Genomic DNA, 18,242 nt, shown 5'->3' with positions numbered 1-18,242 from the left:
GAAAGTGTCAGCGCCCATTATAGCCGCGAAACCACTTAACGAACAAAGGAATCCCCTCTTCCAAGGTCGTGGCAGGTGAAAAACCAAGATCACGTGCGGCTAATTCAATATCCGCATAGGTGCGCTCGACGTCGGCGGGCGGCATTGGTGCGAGTTGTTTGATGGCTTCGCGCCCGCACGCTTTCTCGATGATTTCTATGAATCGCATCAGTGCAACAGGCTTGTTGTTGCCAAGGTTGTAAACCGGCGCGGTCCCCTCGGGATTCGTCAGTATGCGGTTTATCGCGCCAAATACGCCATTGACTATGTCATCGATGAACGTGAAGTCCCGCTCCATGCGGCCATGATTGTAGACCTTGATCGGCTCACCTTTCAGTATGGCATCGGTAAACAACCAGGGAGCCATGTCCGGACGGCCGTAAGGGCCATAGACCGTGAAGAACCGGAGGCCAGTCGACGCAACCTTGTGAACGTGCCGATAGGAATGTGCCAAGAGTTCAGCCGAGCGCTTGGTCGCAGCATAAACAGAAACAGGACAATCGACAGGGTCGCTTTCCGAAAATGGCACCTTTGTATTCGCGCCATAAACGGATGATGAACTGGCATAGACGACAGGCGGCCTCTTTGGCATTTTTCGGGCTTGCTCGAAAACGGTGACCTGACCCTGGACATTGGCATCAACGTAGGCTGCCGGGTTCTCAACCGAATAACGCACACCCGCCTGGGCGGCAAGGTGCACGATGATATCGGCACCCACGTCGCCGGCAATCGCCGCGGCGAGTTCATTCGGGTTGGCAATATTGGCGCGAACAAAACGAATATTCGACTTGCCATCCAAGGCGGAAAGCCGCGTCTCCTTCAGTGCTACGGGATAATATTCGTTGAGATTATCGATAGCGACGATGTCAAAACCTTCGCTGGCAAGCCGCTTAGCGACGTGAAACCCGACAAAGCCTGCGGCTCCTGTAACGATGGCCTTCATATGACACCTGATCTCTGTTTTTGCTCGCGGCGGTCTTCTATCTTCACGCCCTCAGGGCAATCGCGTCGTCATCCGCCAGATACGCCACTTTACGCACCGACAGATAGGGCGAGCTACCCGCGATCCAGCAAATCATGATCGTGAGGTAAGTAAAAACAGCGTCTGTCGCATCGTGGCCAAACATGATCCCGAACATGCCCGTGATTACATAGCTGGTGACAAGCAGAAGCGAAATTGCCGTGGCGAGATCGCGTCCCGGTCCCGGTTCTTTGCTGCGAGCGGCGATTAGCGGGGCAGCCAAAAGTGAGAGCACTCCAAGAATTCCGAGAATGCCGCCATCAACGGCTGCATTCAAGAACCCGTTATGGACATGGGTGAACGTCATTTGCTTGTCGGCTGGCAGATTCAACGTCTTAAAAACAAGGGACATACGGTTCTGCGGACCCTGGCCGATCAAGGGCGATTCCAGAAATGCATTCTTGGCTGCTGACCAAAGCAAGAGCCGTGCTTTCAGCGAGCTAATATTGTCAGGCTGCTGATCAAGTTGGACAATATCGCTCTCCAACGCATGGTATCGCTCGGCTATCTTCATTGCGCCTATCGCAACAACGGCGACAACCAGAACCGTTCCGACCACTTTCGCCGCGTTTGTAAGTGTCGGCAGCGATTGTCCGCGCAAATACCAATAGAGGACGATGAAGTGAAATGGCATTACAAGCCAGGCCGACCGCGTACCCGAGAGGAAAGCGCAGACCATTCCGCACGCGAAACCGGTAATTGCAATGACGCGTTCAGTTTTGCTGTCCGAATGTGCGTTCAGCAGCGAGATGCTGCCAAATAGTACAGCAAACAGCCCGAACACCGCGGCATTACCGGCGCCTCCTTCGGCTCTGGAGGACAAGAATGCGACTTGTACAATGCTGAATATAAGCGAGCCAACCATGCCTATACCGGCGCCCGCAACCAAGAACGGTATCAATCGCCCCGAAATGCCTGCACGAAGGCGCGGCAGGATCGCCCAAACGGCAAGAAACGGGATCATCTTGATAAGGAATGGCCCACCTTTTTCCGGATTGGGATGAATCACGACCGAGAAAATCGTCACCAAAACATAGAACGTTATACACCACGCGACAATTTTGTCCGACCTCGTCAAATTGAAGGAGAATCTCTTTGTCACCAGCGAAATGAGCGCCCAGATAAAGGCGAGGACCAGCGTCACCGAAGTTCCACTTGCCAATAAACCAGGAAAAAGCGCAAACACGAACGTAAATAGGCGGTTGTTGCGATCGATTCCGATAAAATGCCCTCTACTCGGCAGCATCAGCGCCTTGGTCAATTGATCTGGAAACATCTATGATTCCTGAATACTTCTGAATGTCACGCTCGCAACCGTTGTGTAAAAACCGTAATAGCCCTCGTGTAGCGCAGTTTGGAATTGATGCAACAGATAACCGTCAAACTACTCCATTGGTATGATTCTCATCACAGAATTCTACCATGGCGCATTTCGCCGCGCGAGCACCTCGCAGGGGTCAAAGCGGATCCCTACCGGATCTGGCTTTCCGAAATAATGTTGCAGCAGACGACTGTCGAAGCGGTGAAGCCGTATTTCCGGGCTTTTACAGAGAAGTGGCCGACAGTCATTGATCTCGCTGCCGCCAGCCAGGATGATGTACTGCGCGCGTGGGCAGGCCTTGGCTATTATTCACGCGCTCGAAATCTAAAAAAATGTGCGGACATCGTTTGCGCGAAATTTGGGGGACGTTTCCCCGCTGATGTGGCCAGCCTGAAATCGCTGCCTGGTATCGGCGACTATACCGCGGCCGCGATTGCGTCAATTGCCTTTGACCTGCCGATCGCGGTGGTCGACGGTAACGTGGAGCGCGTGATTACCCGGCTTTACGGGCTGGCAACACCCCTGCCCTTCGCCAAACCCGAAATTCGCGTGCGGATGCAGGCGATCACACCCGGCAGGCGCTCCGGTGACTTCGCGCAGGCGATGATGGATCTAGGGGCAACAATCTGCACTCCTAAGCGACCAGCCTGTATCGTCTGCCCGCTAAACGATAATTGCGAGGCGCTGCGAACAACGGATCCAGAGTTCTTCCCGGTAAAGGCCCCGAAAAAGGAAAAACCTGTCCGCGTGGGCGCTGCCTTTGTCGCCATCTCAAATAACGGCGAGGTGCTTCTGCGCAGTCGCACCGAAAGTGGCCTGCTCGGTGGGATGGCCGAGGTACCCACGACGGACTGGACTGCTCGGCTTGATGGAGACACCGACATTGGCGCGGCTCCCTTTCCGGCGAGCTGGACTCCCTCGGGTAGCATAACTCATGTTTTCACGCATTTCGAACTGCGTCTCAAAATCTACACGGCGCGTGGGCTATACAAACCAACCTCCCCGGACGGCTGGTGGGTCAAGGTTGAAAATTTAGCCGGTGAGGCGTTGCCCACGGTTATGAAAAAAGCCATTGCTACGGCGATTCCGGACGCGTTCGCAAAGAGAAGGAAAGAGGAATGACATCGGTCAAACATATCGTTTTCGACATCGGGCAGGTTCTTATCCATTACGACCCGGACGCAGCATTCCGGGATGTCATTCCCGATGACGCAGAACGCAAATGGTTTTTCGACAACATCTGCACCCATGACTGGAATATCGAACAGGACCGCGGACGCAAATGGCCGGAAGCCGAAGCACTTCTGATTGCTGATTTCCCCGACCGCGAACATCATATCCGCGCCTTCCGCAAGAACTGGCATCTGATGATAACGCATTCAATCGATGGCAGCGTAGCGATTATGCGCAAGCTGATCGCCGATCGCCACGATGTGACGATGCTGACCAATTTCGCGTCTGACACGTTGCGCGAGGCCTGGGAGCGGTTTCCCTTTCTGACAGAAAGCCGTGGTGTCACAGTTTCGGGTGACATTGGACTGATCAAGCCAGACAAAGCTATCTATGACCACCACGTCGCCGCTTTCGATCTGGAGCCATCGGCCACGCTATTTATCGACGACAGTGCAAAGAACGTCGCTGGCGCCAAGGCCGCCGGCTGGCAGTCGGTGCAATTCGTCAATCCTGAAATGCTGAGAGCCGATCTGAACAATCTTGGAATTGCGGTTTGATCCGCATTTAACGGCGAAACGCCCAAGGCTGACCTTGGGCGTTTCGGGATCAGAACGGCACTGGAGGTCCTCGTCCGATCGGATCGCTTAGCCGCCCGCCGAAACCATGCCGGTACGCACTTGCTTGCGCAGTTCGTCAATCGGCTTGAGCACCCCGGCATCTTCAAAGTGCCAGAAGGTCCAGCCATTGCAGGCGTCCAGACCTTGTACTTTTGCGCCCATGCGATGAATTGATCCGGCATCGCCACCTGTCGTCACTGTTCCGTCGGCCCGGACTATGGCGGCGTGACGTTGGCGCAGGTCACTCAGAATAGCGCCAGGTTTCAACATGCCGGACTCAACGATACTGCCGAAGGCAACACGCGGCTCGGCGCGCTTGCCAGTCATGACCGTAAGCTCGGCTCCAGCTAATGGTTCCACCGAAGCGATGCGAGCCGTTGCAGCATCGATGTACTTCTGTTCCCGCTCGATCCCGACAAAATGGCGTCCGAGCCTCTTTGCGACTGCGCCCGTGGTTCCAGATCCGAAGAAGGGATCGAGAATGATATCGCCTGGTTTCGATGACGCCATGAGAATACGCGCCAACAGGGCCTCTGGCTTTTGGGTTGGGTGGATCTTGTCGCCATTCTCATCTTTCAGACGCTCCGCACCGGTGCAAATGGGAAAGAGCCAGTCCGACCGCATTTGCAGGTCGTCATTGGCGGCCTTCATCGCCTCATAGTTGAAGGTGTAGCCCTTTGATTTTTGATCGCGTGATGCCCATATCATTGTCTCATGGGCATTCTGGAACCGGCGGCCCCGGAAATTCGGCATCGGGTTGTTCTTGCGCCAGATGATGTCGTTGAGCATCCAGAAGCCCAGATCCTGCATAGTGGCACCAACGCGAAAAATATTGTGATAGGAGCCGATGACCCAAATCGTGCCATTCGGCTTCAAGACGCGGCGGCAAGCCAGGAGCCATGCCCGCGTGAAGGCATCGTACGCCTGGAAGCTTTCGAACTGATCCCAATGATCGTCGACAGCATCTACCTTCGATTGGTCCGGCCGATGCAAATCACCATCGAGTTGAAGATTGTAAGGCGGGTCAGCGAAGATAATATCGATCGAATGATCCGGCAGGCGATTGAGGGCGGCAACACAGTCGCCTTTGAGAATGGTGTCGAGCCAGGAAGATTGGGGGGCTGCCTGGGGCAGTTCATTCACGAGACGGACAACAGACATATGATACTCGATTACTGGAGACGCGTTACTGATCCTTATGGTTACTGCGCAGGGTAAATATCGCGTTAAGAGCGGATGAATCGATCCTGATGCCCGCCCGCTTTTCTTTGACGCAACGGCAATTAGAGTGTAGTCGATGCCGGTAATCCCCCCAATTGACCCATAGCTGCAGCGTTTGCGGCAATTTTTCACGAACAGGTATAAGTGCAATGGAACCACAGCTCATTATTTTCGACTGCGACGGGGTGCTCGTCGACTCAGAAATTCTGGCGGCCGAAGTTGAGTCACAGCTGTTGACGCAATCCGGCTATCCGATTGAGCCAGAAGCCATTGCGGAACGCTTTGCCGGCCTGACCTGGACCGATATCCTTCTTCAGGTGGAAAAAGAATCGGGTATTCCGATTTCAGCGTCCCTGATCGAAGAATCGGCGCGGCAGATGGATCACAAGCTGCGCAATGAACTCAACGTCATCGAGGGCGCGGAACAGGTCATCGCAGCGTTGAAGTATCCCAAATGCATCGCGTCGAACTCGATTAGCTCGTCGCTCAAGATGATGCTTGAGCAGAGCACCCTCTACGATCTCTTCGCACCGCATATTTTCTCTGCCCGCGAAGTAGGGAACCAGAAGCCCAAGCCGGATCCCAATGTTTTCCTGTTTGCGGCGAAGCAGTTCAATGTCGATCCCGCGCGCGCCATCGTCATCGAGGATTCAAGCCACGGTGTTCATGCGGCAAAGACCGCTGGCATGCGAGTCATCGGTTTTACCGGTGGTGCCCATACGTATCCCGGCCATGCCGACAAGCTGACTGATGCGGGCGCGGAAACCGTCATCAGCCGGCATCGCGACCTGCCAGCAGTGCTTGAAGCCATGGCGGTATGGTCGGAAGCTGTCTAACGGAGCTTGCAACGAGGAAGGCTGGCATTGCGCCAGCCCTCTTCTACTGTTTCTTTTGCTTTGCCTTTGTACCGGCGACGTCCGGACCTTCGTCGAATCCGATGAAAACCTGAATGTTTTGCGTGGTCGGCTTTGGGAAGGTTACATTAGGATCGTTGAAGACAAACTGGGTTGCCGCACTGCTGTCGGTAGCAGAAACTGCGTGCTTGTGCAGTTTTGAATAAAGGACATCCTTTCCTTGGATGACAGCGACACGTATCGGAACTGTTATGGTTCCGGGAGAGAATTTTGCACCTGGCACGATTTTGCCTGCGATGGCTACATTCATCGTCAAAGTACCGTCGCCTGGCTGGCAGGAGCGCGTTTCATCTGCGATGGATGCCTGATAAATCAGATTTTCGGGTGTCTTGTCGGCAGACTTTCCGTAATTCGTCAGGACCGACGTGCCTTCTCGAATGGTGACCGTGGGACAAAATGCCAGCAATTCCGACGCAGTGATACGCTTCTGCGCCTCTGCCGTGGCTTGAGCTTTTGGACTGTTCGGATCAACCGTGGTATTGCCGCTGGTAGAGCATCCGCTAAGCCCGGCCGCAAAAATCAATGCACAAATTGGGGCGCAAAGTTGATAGAAGGGCAGAGTTTTTTGTGTTTCTGACTTCATGAACTGAACTTTCCTCGAAGAACGAACCTTGACGAACGAACGTGTTCTATATCAACGGTACGGAGATAATGCGACGGGCTTTGCAGCTTTTTGCCGAGGCAGTGATTGCGTTCGAAGGCAAGGTACAGAAGGGCAAATGAAATGAAATATGTTAGTACCCGCGGTGAAGCCCCTGTTTTGGGCTTTTCGGATGCGCTTCTGGCTGGCCTTGCGCGTGACGGCGGCTTGTATCTTCCGCAGGAATTTCCACAGTTTTCCGCCAGTGATATCCGCTCCTTGCGCGGCAAGACCTACCCTGAGGTCGCCATTCGTGTGCTGACACCATTCATTGCCGGCGACATCGACCAGGCGGATTTCGAGCGGATGGTGCACGATGCCTACAGCACATTCCGCCATGAGGCTGTCTGTCCTCTTGTTCAGACCGGGCACAATGAGTTCGTCCTGGAGCTCTTCCATGGCCCGACGCTCGCGTTCAAGGACGTGGCGATGCAGCTTCTGGCGCGATTGATGGACTACATCCTGACAAAGCGAAATGAGCGCGCGACGATTGTCGGTGCCACATCCGGCGACACTGGTGGCGCTGCCATCGAAGCATTCGCAAATCGCGACCGCACCGATATTTTCATCCTGTTTCCGCACAATCGTGTATCGCCCGTGCAACAGCGGCAGATGACCACCTCGGCAGCCCGGAATGTTCAAGCGCTGGCAATCGAAGGCAACTTTGACGACTGCCAGTCATTGGTCAAAGGCATGTTCAACAATTTCGCATTTCGCGATTCACTTTCGCTTTCCGGCGTCAATTCGATCAATTGGGCACGGATCATGCCGCAGATCGTTTATTATTTCACTTCAGCGGTAGCGCTTGGCAGCCCCGATCGGCCCGTATCGTTCACCGTTCCCACCGGTAATTTTGGCGATATTTTTGCAGGCCATGTTGCAAAACGCATGGGTCTTCCGATCGACCGCCTGGTCATTGCAACCAATGACAATGATATTTTGACCCGCACCATCGAGACAGGTAACTACGAGACTCGCGGTGTATTGCACACGACATCGCCGTCCATGGATATTCAAGTGTCATCCAATTTCGAGCGCCTGCTGTTTGAGGCGCACGGACGCGACGCCGCCTCGGTGCGCCGTCTTATGGACGGTCTGAAGCAATCCGGCAGTTTTACGATCGCCGACGTGCCACTTGCCAAAATCCGCGCTGAATTCGACGCCGGACGCTCAACAAGAGTGGAAACGGCCGACACAATTAATGATGTCCTGAAACAGTCGGGCTATTTGCTTGATCCGCATTCAGCCATCGGGCTGAAGGTTGCCCGGGAAAAGATTTCCCCGGGAGCGGCAAGCGTCGTGCTTGCGACGGCTCATCCGGCCAAATTTCCCGATGCAGTAAAGGCGGCAAGCGGCATTCATCCGGACCTCCCGCTTTGGCTTGGCGACCTCCTGGAAAGAAAAGAACAGTACACGGTACTTCCCAACGACCTTAAAAATGTGGAAGAGTATATCAGCCGACATTCAAGAGCGGCGAGGTAAGGAGCATTGAATGGGCGTTGAAATCAGTCGCCTCTCCAACGGTCTGACGATTGCGACAGAGACAATGCCGCATGTGGAGAGTGTAGCCCTTGGCATCTGGGTCAAGGCGGGGTCACGGAATGAGGCGAGCAACCAGCACGGTATAGCCCATCTTCTCGAACATATGGCTTTCAAGGGGACCGAGAATCGGTCTGCTTGGCAAATTGCAGCAGACATCGAAGATGTCGGCGGCGAGATCAATGCAGCCACCAGTGTCGAAACCACGTCTTATTTTGCCCGCGTGTTGCGCGACGACATGCCTCTGGCGATTGATATTCTCGCCGATATCATGACAAGTTCAAAGTTTGATGCCGAAGAGCTTGAGCGTGAAAAAAACGTCATCATGCAGGAGATCGGCGCAGCACACGACACGCCCGACGACGTGGTCTTTGACCGGTTTACGGAAGCAGCCTTCCAGCAACAGACGATCGGCCGGACCATTCTTGGAACGCCCGAAACTGTCCAGTCTTTCTCATCTGCAGACCTACGCCGTTATATGGACGAGCAGTATAGCGCCGAGCGGATGGTTGTCGTTGCGGCCGGCGGTGTGAAGCACGATGACTTCGTAAGGGAAGTGGAGAAACGTCTCGGCTCATTTCGCTCGAAATCAACGGCACCCGAGCCAGATATATCGCACTATGTCGGCGGTGATTTCCGCGAACAACGCGAACTGATGGATGCCCAAGTCGTCATCGGATTTGAAGGGCGCGCCTATCACGTGCGCGACTTCTATGCCTCGCAGCTGCTGGCAATGATCCTTGGCGGCGGCATGTCTTCCCGGCTTTTCCAAGAAGTGCGCGAAAAACGCGGCCTTTGCTATTCCGTCTACGCATTTCATTGGGGTTTTTCGGACACCGGCATTTTCGGCATCCATGCCGCAACCGGACGCAACCATCTTAAGAAACTTGTTCCGGTCATCATCAACGAGTTGCACGAAGCCGCTCGAAAAATCAGCCAGGAAGAGTTGAATCGCGCACGGGCGCAATATCGCGCCAGCCTGTTGATGTCGCATGAAAGCGCAGCCAGCAGAGCGGGGCAGATTGCCCGCCAGATGCTTCTCTACGGTCACGCTGTATCGACCGAGGAGCTTGTCGAGCGGTTATCGAAGATCACCATAGAGCGTTTGACCGATCTGTCCGGGCGGCTTTTTCTTGACACCATGCCGACAATTGCAGCGGTTGGTCCGGTCGATTCGTTAATGAAATTTGCCGATGTCCGTCATGGGCTGACGGCTTCAACGTCCAGTCCACGAAAAATCGCGGTCTGACGGCGGCAACACAAAGCCATGATCGCCCTGCCATTCCTGAGAAGCGCGTCGCCGCCCCTGCAGGGCGAGCGGCTCTACCTGCGCCCTCCTCAATTTTCGGATTATCGGGCTTGGGCGGGTCTTCGCGCTCAAAGCCGCGAATTCTTGACACCGTGGGAGCCGCTTTGGGCGGCCGACGATCTCGAACGTGGTGCATTCCGTCATAGAATTCGCCATTATGATGAAGAAATGGCGTCCGGTACGGCCCATCCGTTCTTTCTCTTTCGCAATTCGGATTCGCGCCTTCTCGGCGGAATAACGTTGGGGAACATCAGGCGCGGTGTTGGCCAGAATGGCATGATCGGCTACTGGATTGGAGAACCCTTTGCGGGACAGGGTTATATGAACGAGGCACTCGGACTGCTAATACCCTATGCTTTCACTAAGGTACGGTTGCACCGATTGGAAGCGGCCTGTATTCCAAGCAATGAAAGATCGATCCGCCTTCTCGAAAAAGCCGGATTTCAGAGGGAAGGACTGCTACGCTCTTACCTCAAGATAAACGGTATGTGGCAAGATCATCTGCTCTTCTCCCTCATTGAAGACGATGTGCGGCGCTAATCAAGCAAAGGTTGTATCGGTGGCACCATTGACTGGACATATGCTGAGAGGCTTATCGCGGATTTTTGTCCTCGTCTTGTTGCTGATTTCCCTGCAATCGACGGCAAACGCCTTCGAGACGATCAAAATTACCAAGGAAAGTACCGCACTCGACCTGTCAAAAGCCGTGGAAGTCTACAGAAACCAGGGTGAAACCTTCCAGGTTTCAACCGCACCTGGCACGGATGGCATTGTCCGCCGCATCGAGGTCCCGGCCAATGACAAGCGAGCGACGGGTGATTGGGCGGCGTTCGCACTCGCCAATCCAACCGATGAGCAAATTGACCGGCTGATCGTCGCACCACATTTTCGCCTTGTCGGATCGGGCTTCATCTGGCCGGACCTGGGTTCGACCCGCATAACCTCAATTACGCCCAGTGAGGGTTTTGCGCTGGACCGCCAGGCAAGTGAAGACGCGGATATCTTCCTGATCACACTCAATCCTGGCTCGGTAATCACACTTGTTGCCGAGCTCGCCTCGCCCAATCTTCCGCAAGTCTATGTGTGGGAGCCGAACGCCTACAAGGACACGGTCAACTCCTATACGCTTTATCGGGGCATCCTTCTGGGCATTGCGGGCCTGCTTGCCCTGTTCCTGACGATCCTTTTCGTCGTCAAGGGAACGTCGCTTTTCCCGGCAACGGCAGCCCTGGCATGGGCTGTTCTCGCTTATATCTGCGTTGATTTTGGCTTTTGGAACCAGCTCATCGAGATCACGCCTGGCAACGAGCAGATGTGGCGAGCGGGTACTGAAGTTGCACTTGCTGCGACACTCGTGATCTTTCTCTTCACCTATCTCAATCTCAACCGTTGGCATGACAATTTCAGCTACGGCGCACTGACATGGATTCTCGGTCTTGGCATTGTCTCCGGGGTTGCCATTTTTGATCCCCCGATTGCGGCCGGGATCGCCCGTTTTTCTTTTGCACTTACCATCATTTCCGGCACGGTGCTGATCGGCTTCTTTTCGTTCCGGAGCTACGACCGGGCTATCATGCTGATACCCACCTGGATCCTTTTACTTGTATGGCTCATGGGTAGCTGGCTGACAGTTTCTGGCCTCCTGGCCAACGATATCATTCAGCCTGCTCTCGCCGGCGGCCTCGTTCTTATCGTCCTCTTGATCGGTTTCACGGTCATGCAACACGCATTTTCCGGTGGCGCGTTGCAGCAGGGATTATTCTCGGATGTCGAACGCCAAGCGCTGGCCATTATCGGCTCTGGCGACATTGTCTGGGATTGGGATGTCCCGCGTGATCGGGTCGTTACCACGCCTGACCTCACCAATTACCTTGGCGCGTCTGCGAACTCTCTGCACGGCGCTGTTCGCAACTGGCTGCCGACACTGCATGCCGACGACCGCGACCGTTTTCGCACGACGCTGGACGTCATTCTTGAGAACCGGCGCGGCCGCATTTCTCAAACGTTCCGCCTGCGCGCCAATGATGGCCATTACTATTGGTATTCACTGAAGGCTCGTCCGGTCATTGGGTCGGATGGTGAAATCGTCCGTTGTGTCGGCACGCTCATCGATGTAACCGAGCAGAAAAAAGCGGAAGAGCGCCTGCTGCATGATGCGGTTCATGATAATTTGACCGGCCTGCCCAATCGCGAGCTTTTCCTCGACCGGCTGGGCTCTGTCATCACTATGGCGCAGACCGAGAGCAAGATCCGGCCTACCGTATTCATTATCGACATCGACCGGTTCAAGCAGGTCAACGACGGCTTGGGAATGTCTGCAGGCGACACGTTTCTTCTCACGATCTCGCGGCGTCTGCACCGCCTTTTGCGGCCGCAAGATACGCTCAGCCGGCTTTCTGCCGACCAGTTCGGGCTGATACTCGTTTCCGAAAGCGAACCGGCCAAGATCGCCGCCTTTGCGGATGCGGTCAAACAGGCCATCCGTGCACCAATCGCTTTCGCCAAACGGGAAATCGTCCTGACCGCTTCACTCGGTCTGATCACCTGGACAAGTGGTAGCGCCGCTTCGCCGGAAGATCTTGTGAAAGACGCCGAACTAGCAATGTTTCAGGCCAAGCGGTTCGGCGGCGACCGCATCGAACCATTCCGCCCAGCGTTCCGAGCGGTTGGAAGCGACAGACTGCAGCTTGAGTCCGATTTGCGTCGTGCGCTCGAACGCCGCGAAATTCATATGGCTTATCAGCCGATCGTTCGCCTCGACGACAACAGTATCGCCGGTTTTGAGGCCCTGATGCGTTGGGATCATCCGCGCCGTGGCTCAATTCCGCCGTCCGAGTTTATTCCGATAGCGGAGAGTTCGGGCCTCATCGTCCAGCTCGGTCTGTTCGCCATGCAGAGGGCGGCGGAAGATATGGTGAATTGGCAGCGCAATCTTGGTGCCTCACCACTTTTCGTCTCGGTCAATATTTCAAGCAGCCAATTGATCCGGCAGGACTTGATCGACGACGTTCGATCTGTGCTTCTGCAAACGCAGATCTTACCGGGCAGCCTGAAACTCGAGCTCACCGAATCGCTGATGATGGAAAATCCGGAGCGGTCCGCTTACGTGCTGTCCAGCATCAAGGCGATGGGTGTGGGTGTTTCCCTGGATGATTTTGGTACCGGTTACTCTTCGCTGTCATACCTGACCAGCTTCCCGTTCGACATGATCAAGATTGATCGGTCGTTCCTGAAAGCGGACCAACCGCAAAAGGTCACGCTGCTCCGTTCCATGATCAGTATGGCGCATGATCTTGGCCTGTCGGTCGTCACGGAAGGTATCGAAAACGAGAGCGATGCACTGCAACTTCGCCAAATGGGTTGCGAATTTGCACAGAGCTTCATGTTCAGCCCGCCCCTTACACTGGACGTTGCGACGAAACTGCTGCGTGAGCAATTCCAGCAATCGAAAGCATCGTAGCGGTTATCAGGATATCAGGCGTGACCAGCGACAGTAGCCAGCCGCGATGGATCGACACCCATATAGGCGAGGATACGATCATATTTGCTTTCGATATCCGTATCGAACAGCATTTCATGGGGCGCGTGGCAGGTAAGCCAGCCGTTATTGGCAATCTCGGTTTCGAGTTGACCTGAGGCCCAACCGGAATAGCCCAAGGTCATCAGCGCCTTGCGCGGACCGCGTCCGCCGGATATGGCGCGTAGAATATCAACCGTTCCTGTCAAACAAATTTCCTCGGCCACCGGCATCGTCGAATCCGTCAGATAGTCATCGGAGTGCAGGACAAAGCCGCGCCGCATCTCGACTGGCCCGCCATTGCGGACCAGAAAATCGCGAGTGCGATCGGGCATCATGATTGCCTGCTGTTCATCGAGAACGCCAAGCTGCACAAGAATGTCCGCAAATTCCATTTCCTGTGCGCGGTTGATGATGAGACCCATCGCGCCTTTTTCAGAATGCGCGCAAACATAAATAACGGAACGCGCAAAACGGCTGTCTTCCATTCCCGGCATGGCGAGAAGGAACTGCCCATTCAGAAAACCAGTCTCTTTGTTGGCGTCTCTGAAAATTTCCATGAGAATAAAGGTATCAAGGATTGCGCAAATGACAACGGTTTCTGGTAACGAATTGTAAACGACGATCGGATCCTGGCCAAAATTTTTGTCCATCAAGCGGCCTCACACAGAAATGATGAGCCAAATCAGGGTCATCCTTGATAGAGCCCAAAAGGCCTGCAATGGTCAAAAGATGAGAACAGAATTTCTTTTTCCTTATTGCGACGATCGTTTTTGCCGCTCCGGCGAATGCGGAGAATTCCAATTGGACAAAAACCCCGGGTGGCAGCGTCCGATTGATCATCGACAATCCCGTCCAGAGAACGCCCGAAATTCGCGGCGCCATTCAAATCAATCTGGACCCTGGCTGGAAAACCTATTGGAGGGAGCCGGGCGATGCGGGTGTGCCTCCGGAGCTGGAACTTACCGAAAGCAGCAACATCAAGGGCTACAAGCTTTCGTTTCCAGCGCCGCACCGTTTCGACGACGGCAACACTCATTGGGCTGGCTACAAGAAGCCGATAGCACTGCCCGTGACAATTACCCTTGCCGATTCAGCCAAGCCTGCCCGTCTGAAAGGTCATGCTTTTCTTGGAATCTGTGAGACGATCTGTATCCCTGTCACGGCAGAGTTCGACATCTCCATCGACAACACACCTTCCGACCCACTTACAAAGACACAGGTCGCCAAGGCCTTCGAGCAATTGCCGGGAGAAGCCTCCGCCTCCTTCGGAGCACGTAACGCAGCTCGCAAGGATGATCGCGTGCGCATAACCGTCGATCTTCCTTCTGGTGATCCGGAACCCGACATTTTCGTTGCGGGCGATGAGGGCATCACTTTCGGCATGTCAAAACTAAAAAGCCGCGAAGCAAACAGCGCCGTGTTCGCGATCCCGATCGTCGCCGGCAAGGACAAGAAACTGGTTCCATTGCACTACACGCTGGTGCAAGGCGAAAAGGCCGTATCCGGAACTATCGACGTGCAGGAATGAGTATCAAAATCCTCGACTTTTCAGAGAGGTCATCTTATCTGCGATAGGTTGCAAATCTTCAATTCCCCTCAAGGAGCCAATACATGACAATCAAGGTAGGCGAGCGTTTGCCAGACGCCACATTCAAGACGAAATCCGATGAGGGCGTCAGTGAAGTCCGCTCAGACACATTGTTCAAAGGCAAGAAGGTCGTTCTCTTTGCCGTTCCTGGTGCGTTCACACCAACCTGCAGCATGAACCATTTGCCCGGCTATCTTGAAAACCGCGATGCCATTCTCGCAAAGGGCGTCGATTCCATCGTTGTCGTTGCTGTCAATGACCCGCATGTCATGGGCGCTTGGGCAAAGGCAACTAACGGAGAGGGCAAGATTCAGTATCTCTCCGATGGCAATGCTACATTCACCAAGGCTGTTGGTCTCGATATTGACCTCGGTGCCGGAAACATGGGGGTGCGTTCCAAGCGCTATTCCATGCTGGTTGAAGACGGTGTCGTAAAACAGCTTAACGTCGAAGAGTCGCCTGGTCAGGCAGTGACCTCGAGCGCGGCGACCATTCTTGAACAACTCTGAAACAAAAATCTCCATAGAAAGAGGGCGGGAATCCCGGCCCTTTTTCAACCTTGCGAGAATGATTTTCGCTTGAACGGCGCCATGCCGGTCCGAGCCAGTTCGTCAGCACGCTCATTTTCAGGATGCCCGGCGTGGCCCTTGACCCAGTGCCATATGACCTTGTGGCGTTTTCGCGCCTCGTCGAGTGCCTGCCAAAGTTCCGCATTCTTCACCGGCTTCTTGGCGGCCGTCTTCCAACCGTTGCGCTTCCAACCTTCGATCCAGCCGGAAATGCCATCACGGACGTAGACGGAATCCGTATAGAGATCGACCTGGCACGGTTCCTTGAGAGCGTTGAGAGCCGCAATCGCCGCCATCAACTCCATGCGATTATTGGTCGTGTCCGCCTCACCGCCTGAAAGTTCTTTTTCATTGCCGTTCCAGCGCAGAACTGCACCCCAACCGCCAGGACCCGGATTGCCGGAACAAGCGCCGTCTGTGAAAACCTGAATTTCCTTCACGAGTGCTGACTTTCCAGGATCAGTCCATATTCTTCTGCCGACTTGATCTGCCGGTGAAACCGCATCCGGCGGACATATTCCATCGGGTCCTTCTTAACGACAAGACTACCCTCGGGAGTATGCAGCCAGTCATACAGCCGCGTCAGCATGAAACGCAAAGCCGAGCCGCGTGCAAGAATAGGCAAATTGTCCGCTTCCTCTGCCGATAGCGGGCGAACGGAAATGTAGCCGCGAAGCAAAGCTGTACCCTTGGTGAGGTTGAAGGAGTGGTCTTTCTCGAAGCACCAGGCATTCAGACAAACCGCCACGTCGTAGGCAAGCAGGTCAGTGCAAGCAAAATAGAAATCAATCAGCCCTGAAAGCCTGCTTCCGAGAAAGAAGACATTATCCGGAAACAGATCTGCATGGATGACACCGTGTGGCAGGTGCGATGGCCAATGCGATTCAAAGAAAGCCAGATCCGCTTCGGTTTCCCTTGCCAAACCCGGTTCGACCCTATCTGCACCAGCCTTCGAATTTTCCCACAGTGGCCGCCAGCCTTCGACCGAGAGCGCGTTTCGGCGCCGCATGGGGAAATCTTCCCCAGCGACATGCATCCGCGCCAGAGCCTCGCCCAGAGCATAGCAATGCTGGACTGTCGGCCGGCGCATCCACATGCCCTCAAGAAAGGTCACGATCGCAGCTGGACGTCCGGCAAGTTCGCCAATGCTTGAACCGGATTTCTGACTGACAGGCAGAGGGCAGCTGATCCCCTTCCCGGCCAAATGACGCATAAGACCAAGAAAGAACGGCAGATCATTGCTGTTTACCCGCTTCTCATAGAGCGTCAGGATGAATGATCCGGTGCTTGTGTGAAGCAAATAGTTGGAGTTCTCTACTCCCTCGGCGATGCCCTTATACGATAGCAATTCGCCAATATCGTAATCCTTGAGGAAATGCGCGAGATCGATCTCGTTAATGTCCGTATAAACAGCCATTCAGAGCCCTTCCCGGCCATATCGGCCGTATTCTGTTTCCCGGATGGCGAAACAATCCACCAGGAAGGAGGTGAGGCCGATGTCGTTCATCGGACGAAGCCACTCGCCCGCACGAAGAGTGCGGGTCTTCGCATCTTTGCTTGATCCTGTCACAACATCCCTCCGTCAGAATAGGCCGATGGGCCAGAAAGGGCCCTTATCGGCTTCCATTGACGAAGGCCATGTCGCCACTTGTCAATTCAACATCACGAAGATCACGCATGACGTGGAAATTCTCTGTCTCAATAGTAGTCTCGGCAAGGTCGATGGTCACGGAATAGCGCTCCGAAAAGAACTGGATGATTTCGTCAACAATGATCTCTGGAGCCGACGCGCCCGCAGACAGTCCCACCACAGCAATGTCACCAATGAAGTCCCAATCGATATCAGAAGCGCGCTGAACCAGCAGCGACTGCGCTGCACCCGAACGCTCCGCGACTTCCACCAATCGCTTGGAATTGGATGAATTCGGCGCCCCCACAACGAGGAACAGATCACAGCCCGGTGCTGCTGCTTTCACGGCATCTTGCCGGTTTGTGGTGGCGTAGCAGATGGACTCGGCGGCGGGCGCCGTGAGGGCAGGAAAGCGGCGTTGCAGGGTAGCGATGATCCCCGCAGTGTCATCCACCGAGAGCGTCGTCTGCGTGACGAAGCCGAGATTATCCGGATCCTGCGGCACATAAGCCTCGGCATCTTCGATGGTTTCAACGAGCGTGACCGCGCCCTCCGGCAACTGTCCCATGGTGCCGATCACTTCCGGATGGCCTGAATGACCCACGAGAATAACGTGGCGGCCAAGCCTCTGGTGGCGCATCGCCTGCTTGTGGACTTTGGACACGAGAGGGCATGTGGCGTCGAGATAGAAAAGGTTCTTGTTCTCTGCATCGGCAGGAACCGATTTCGGAACCCCATGAGCGGAAAATACCACCGGCTGGTTGCGATGTTCTGCCGGAATTTCGTCGAGTTCTTCAACGAAGACTGCACCTCGGGCCTGAAGTCCCTCAACCACATAACGATTGTGAACGATCTCATGGCGCACATAGACCGGTGCTCCATATTTCTTCAGCGCCAGAACAACGATCTGAATGGCGCGATCCACACCGGCGCAAAATCCGCGCGGCCCGCACAAGCGGATTGTCAGTGGTTTCTTGTCGGCCATCGTATCGTATCTCGCAGCATTGAAATGTTTCTTGGAATTGGGCGGCAAGCGGGAAGTCAAGTCCGTACGGTCGGATCTGACGACTTCCGGTTCGTTTGACGCGGTCAGCTTATATCGCCGCCAGAACGAGATACCCATAATTGCGACCAGCGTTGC

At 54.7% G+C, this 18,242-nt stretch carries 18 protein-coding genes; 9 read left to right on the top strand and 9 right to left on the bottom strand.

Features of this window, described 5'->3' with window-relative positions; translation table 11 throughout:
* Positions 1-7: 7 nt before the first annotated feature.
* Both N8E89_RS12130 and N8E89_RS12125 read right to left on the bottom strand, forming a co-directional pair.
* Positions 8-982: an NAD-dependent epimerase/dehydratase family protein gene (locus N8E89_RS12130; RefSeq protein ID WP_106666434.1), complete on the bottom strand. Its 975-nt coding sequence runs from the start codon at positions 980-982 to the stop codon at positions 8-10.
* Positions 983-1,025: 43 nt separating this feature from the next.
* The gene (locus tag N8E89_RS12125) at positions 1,026-2,336 is read right to left on the bottom strand and encodes an O-antigen ligase family protein (RefSeq protein ID WP_106666433.1); all 1,311 of its coding nucleotides are present in this window, start codon (positions 2,334-2,336) and stop codon (positions 1,026-1,028) included.
* An 87-nt stretch (positions 2,337-2,423) separates the two neighbouring features.
* On the opposite strand from N8E89_RS12125, the gene mutY reads away from it, so the two are divergent.
* Together mutY and N8E89_RS12115 are read left to right on the top strand one after the other, a co-directional pair.
* Positions 2,424-3,503 (top strand): A/G-specific adenine glycosylase, encoded by a 1,080-nt coding sequence (mutY, locus tag N8E89_RS12120; protein WP_106666432.1) that lies wholly within the window; start codon positions 2,424-2,426, stop codon positions 3,501-3,503.
* Complete coding sequence (locus tag N8E89_RS12115; RefSeq protein ID WP_113171774.1) at positions 3,500-4,111, top strand: HAD family hydrolase; 612 nt, start codon at positions 3,500-3,502, stop codon at positions 4,109-4,111. The genes mutY and N8E89_RS12115 overlap by 4 nt, the downstream gene beginning before the upstream one ends.
* Before the next feature lie 87 nt (positions 4,112-4,198).
* Here N8E89_RS12115 and N8E89_RS12110 read toward each other — a convergent pair whose 3' ends face one another.
* The gene (locus N8E89_RS12110) at positions 4,199-5,332 is read right to left on the bottom strand and encodes a site-specific DNA-methyltransferase (RefSeq protein ID WP_106666430.1); all 1,134 of its coding nucleotides are present in this window, start codon (positions 5,330-5,332) and stop codon (positions 4,199-4,201) included.
* Between the two features lie 209 nt (positions 5,333-5,541).
* Between N8E89_RS12110 and N8E89_RS12105 the strand changes: the two genes are divergently transcribed.
* The gene (locus tag N8E89_RS12105) at positions 5,542-6,228 is read left to right on the top strand and encodes an HAD family hydrolase (protein WP_106666429.1); all 687 of its coding nucleotides are present in this window, start codon (positions 5,542-5,544) and stop codon (positions 6,226-6,228) included.
* Between the two features lie 43 nt (positions 6,229-6,271).
* Here the strand turns inward: N8E89_RS12105 and N8E89_RS12100 are convergent, their stop codons facing one another.
* Positions 6,272-6,889 carry a hypothetical protein gene (locus tag N8E89_RS12100; RefSeq protein ID WP_106666428.1) on the bottom strand — a complete coding sequence of 206 codons (618 nt, stop codon included), beginning with the start codon at positions 6,887-6,889 and terminating at the stop codon, positions 6,272-6,274.
* A 141-nt stretch (positions 6,890-7,030) separates the two neighbouring features.
* Here N8E89_RS12100 and thrC point away from each other — a divergent pair, with 141 nt between their 5' ends.
* Genes thrC through N8E89_RS12080 form a run of 4 tightly spaced genes read left to right on the top strand, consistent with a single transcriptional unit; the run spans position 7,031 to position 13,254 of the window.
* The gene (gene thrC / locus N8E89_RS12095) at positions 7,031-8,428 is read left to right on the top strand and encodes a threonine synthase (RefSeq protein ID WP_262259988.1); all 1,398 of its coding nucleotides are present in this window, start codon (positions 7,031-7,033) and stop codon (positions 8,426-8,428) included.
* Between the two features lie 10 nt (positions 8,429-8,438).
* Positions 8,439-9,734, top strand: a complete 1,296-nt coding sequence (locus N8E89_RS12090) for a M16 family metallopeptidase (RefSeq protein WP_106666426.1) — start codon at positions 8,439-8,441, stop codon at positions 9,732-9,734.
* An 18-nt stretch (positions 9,735-9,752) separates the two neighbouring features.
* A complete protein-coding gene (locus N8E89_RS12085; RefSeq protein ID WP_106666425.1) occupies positions 9,753-10,334 on the top strand; it encodes a GNAT family N-acetyltransferase in 582 nt (193 codons plus the stop codon).
* 43 nt (positions 10,335-10,377) lie between these two features.
* Positions 10,378-13,254 carry a putative bifunctional diguanylate cyclase/phosphodiesterase gene (locus N8E89_RS12080; protein WP_410010373.1) on the top strand — a complete coding sequence of 959 codons (2,877 nt, stop codon included), beginning with the start codon at positions 10,378-10,380 and terminating at the stop codon, positions 13,252-13,254.
* Positions 13,255-13,268: 14 nt separating this feature from the next.
* Here N8E89_RS12080 and N8E89_RS12075 read toward each other — a convergent pair whose 3' ends face one another.
* Positions 13,269-13,871, bottom strand: a complete 603-nt coding sequence (locus N8E89_RS12075; protein WP_106666526.1) for a YqgE/AlgH family protein — start codon at positions 13,869-13,871, stop codon at positions 13,269-13,271.
* Between the two features lie 275 nt (positions 13,872-14,146).
* Here N8E89_RS12075 and N8E89_RS12070 point away from each other — a divergent pair, with 275 nt between their 5' ends.
* Positions 14,147-14,842 carry a protein-disulfide reductase DsbD domain-containing protein gene (locus N8E89_RS12070; RefSeq protein WP_262259983.1) on the top strand — a complete coding sequence of 232 codons (696 nt, stop codon included), beginning with the start codon at positions 14,147-14,149 and terminating at the stop codon, positions 14,840-14,842.
* Between the two features lie 83 nt (positions 14,843-14,925).
* On the top strand, positions 14,926-15,411 hold the full coding sequence (locus N8E89_RS12065) for a peroxiredoxin (protein ID WP_106666423.1): 486 nt from the start codon (positions 14,926-14,928) through the stop codon (positions 15,409-15,411).
* Between the two features lie 44 nt (positions 15,412-15,455).
* Here the strand turns inward: N8E89_RS12065 and rnhA are convergent, their stop codons facing one another.
* The 4 genes from rnhA to ispH are packed head-to-tail and all read right to left on the bottom strand — an operon-like array spanning position 15,456 to position 18,086.
* Positions 15,456-15,911 carry a ribonuclease HI gene (gene rnhA / locus N8E89_RS12060; RefSeq protein ID WP_106666422.1) on the bottom strand — a complete coding sequence of 152 codons (456 nt, stop codon included), beginning with the start codon at positions 15,909-15,911 and terminating at the stop codon, positions 15,456-15,458.
* Positions 15,908-16,888 (bottom strand): homoserine kinase, encoded by a 981-nt coding sequence (locus tag N8E89_RS12055; RefSeq protein ID WP_106666421.1) that lies wholly within the window; start codon positions 16,886-16,888, stop codon positions 15,908-15,910. Before N8E89_RS12055 ends, rnhA begins: the two co-directional genes overlap by 4 nt.
* Entirely contained in the window at positions 16,889-17,041 is a 153-nt protein-coding gene (locus tag N8E89_RS12050; protein ID WP_162707194.1) for a hypothetical protein, read from the bottom strand. It abuts the gene before it with no gap.
* Between the two features lie 43 nt (positions 17,042-17,084).
* Complete coding sequence (ispH, locus tag N8E89_RS12045) at positions 17,085-18,086, bottom strand: 4-hydroxy-3-methylbut-2-enyl diphosphate reductase (protein WP_106666420.1); 1,002 nt, start codon at positions 18,084-18,086, stop codon at positions 17,085-17,087.
* Positions 18,087-18,242 lie beyond the last annotated feature (156 nt).

Source organism: Phyllobacterium sp. A18/5-2 (assembly GCF_025452215.1).
Taxonomy (GTDB): domain Bacteria; phylum Pseudomonadota; class Alphaproteobacteria; order Rhizobiales; family Rhizobiaceae; genus Phyllobacterium; species Phyllobacterium sophorae.
The sequence above is the reverse complement of the archived record's forward strand: the minus strand, read 5'-3'. Positions and strand labels throughout refer to the sequence as shown.

Coding starts and splice junctions, on each gene's coding strand:
- N8E89_RS12130 (WP_106666434.1), bottom strand. CDS start 982: ATGAAGGCCATCGTTACAGGAGCCGCAGGCTTTGTCGGGTTTCACGTC.
- N8E89_RS12125 (WP_106666433.1), bottom strand. CDS start 2,336: ATGTTTCCAGATCAATTGACCAAGGCGCTGATGCTGCCGAGTAGAGGG.
- mutY (WP_106666432.1), top strand. CDS start 2,424: ATGCAACAGATAACCGTCAAACTACTCCATTGGTATGATTCTCATCAC.
- N8E89_RS12115 (WP_113171774.1), top strand. CDS start 3,500: ATGACATCGGTCAAACATATCGTTTTCGACATCGGGCAGGTTCTTATC.
- N8E89_RS12110 (WP_106666430.1), bottom strand. CDS start 5,332: ATGTCTGTTGTCCGTCTCGTGAATGAACTGCCCCAGGCAGCCCCCCAA.
- N8E89_RS12105 (WP_106666429.1), top strand. CDS start 5,542: ATGGAACCACAGCTCATTATTTTCGACTGCGACGGGGTGCTCGTCGAC.
- N8E89_RS12100 (WP_106666428.1), bottom strand. CDS start 6,889: ATGAAGTCAGAAACACAAAAAACTCTGCCCTTCTATCAACTTTGCGCC.
- thrC (WP_262259988.1), top strand. CDS start 7,031: ATGAAATATGTTAGTACCCGCGGTGAAGCCCCTGTTTTGGGCTTTTCG.
- N8E89_RS12090 (WP_106666426.1), top strand. CDS start 8,439: ATGGGCGTTGAAATCAGTCGCCTCTCCAACGGTCTGACGATTGCGACA.
- N8E89_RS12085 (WP_106666425.1), top strand. CDS start 9,753: ATGATCGCCCTGCCATTCCTGAGAAGCGCGTCGCCGCCCCTGCAGGGC.
- N8E89_RS12075 (WP_106666526.1), bottom strand. CDS start 13,871: ATGGAAATTTTCAGAGACGCCAACAAAGAGACTGGTTTTCTGAATGGG.
- N8E89_RS12065 (WP_106666423.1), top strand. CDS start 14,926: ATGACAATCAAGGTAGGCGAGCGTTTGCCAGACGCCACATTCAAGACG.
- N8E89_RS12055 (WP_106666421.1), bottom strand. CDS start 16,888: ATGGCTGTTTATACGGACATTAACGAGATCGATCTCGCGCATTTCCTC.
- ispH (WP_106666420.1), bottom strand. CDS start 18,086: ATGGCCGACAAGAAACCACTGACAATCCGCTTGTGCGGGCCGCGCGGA.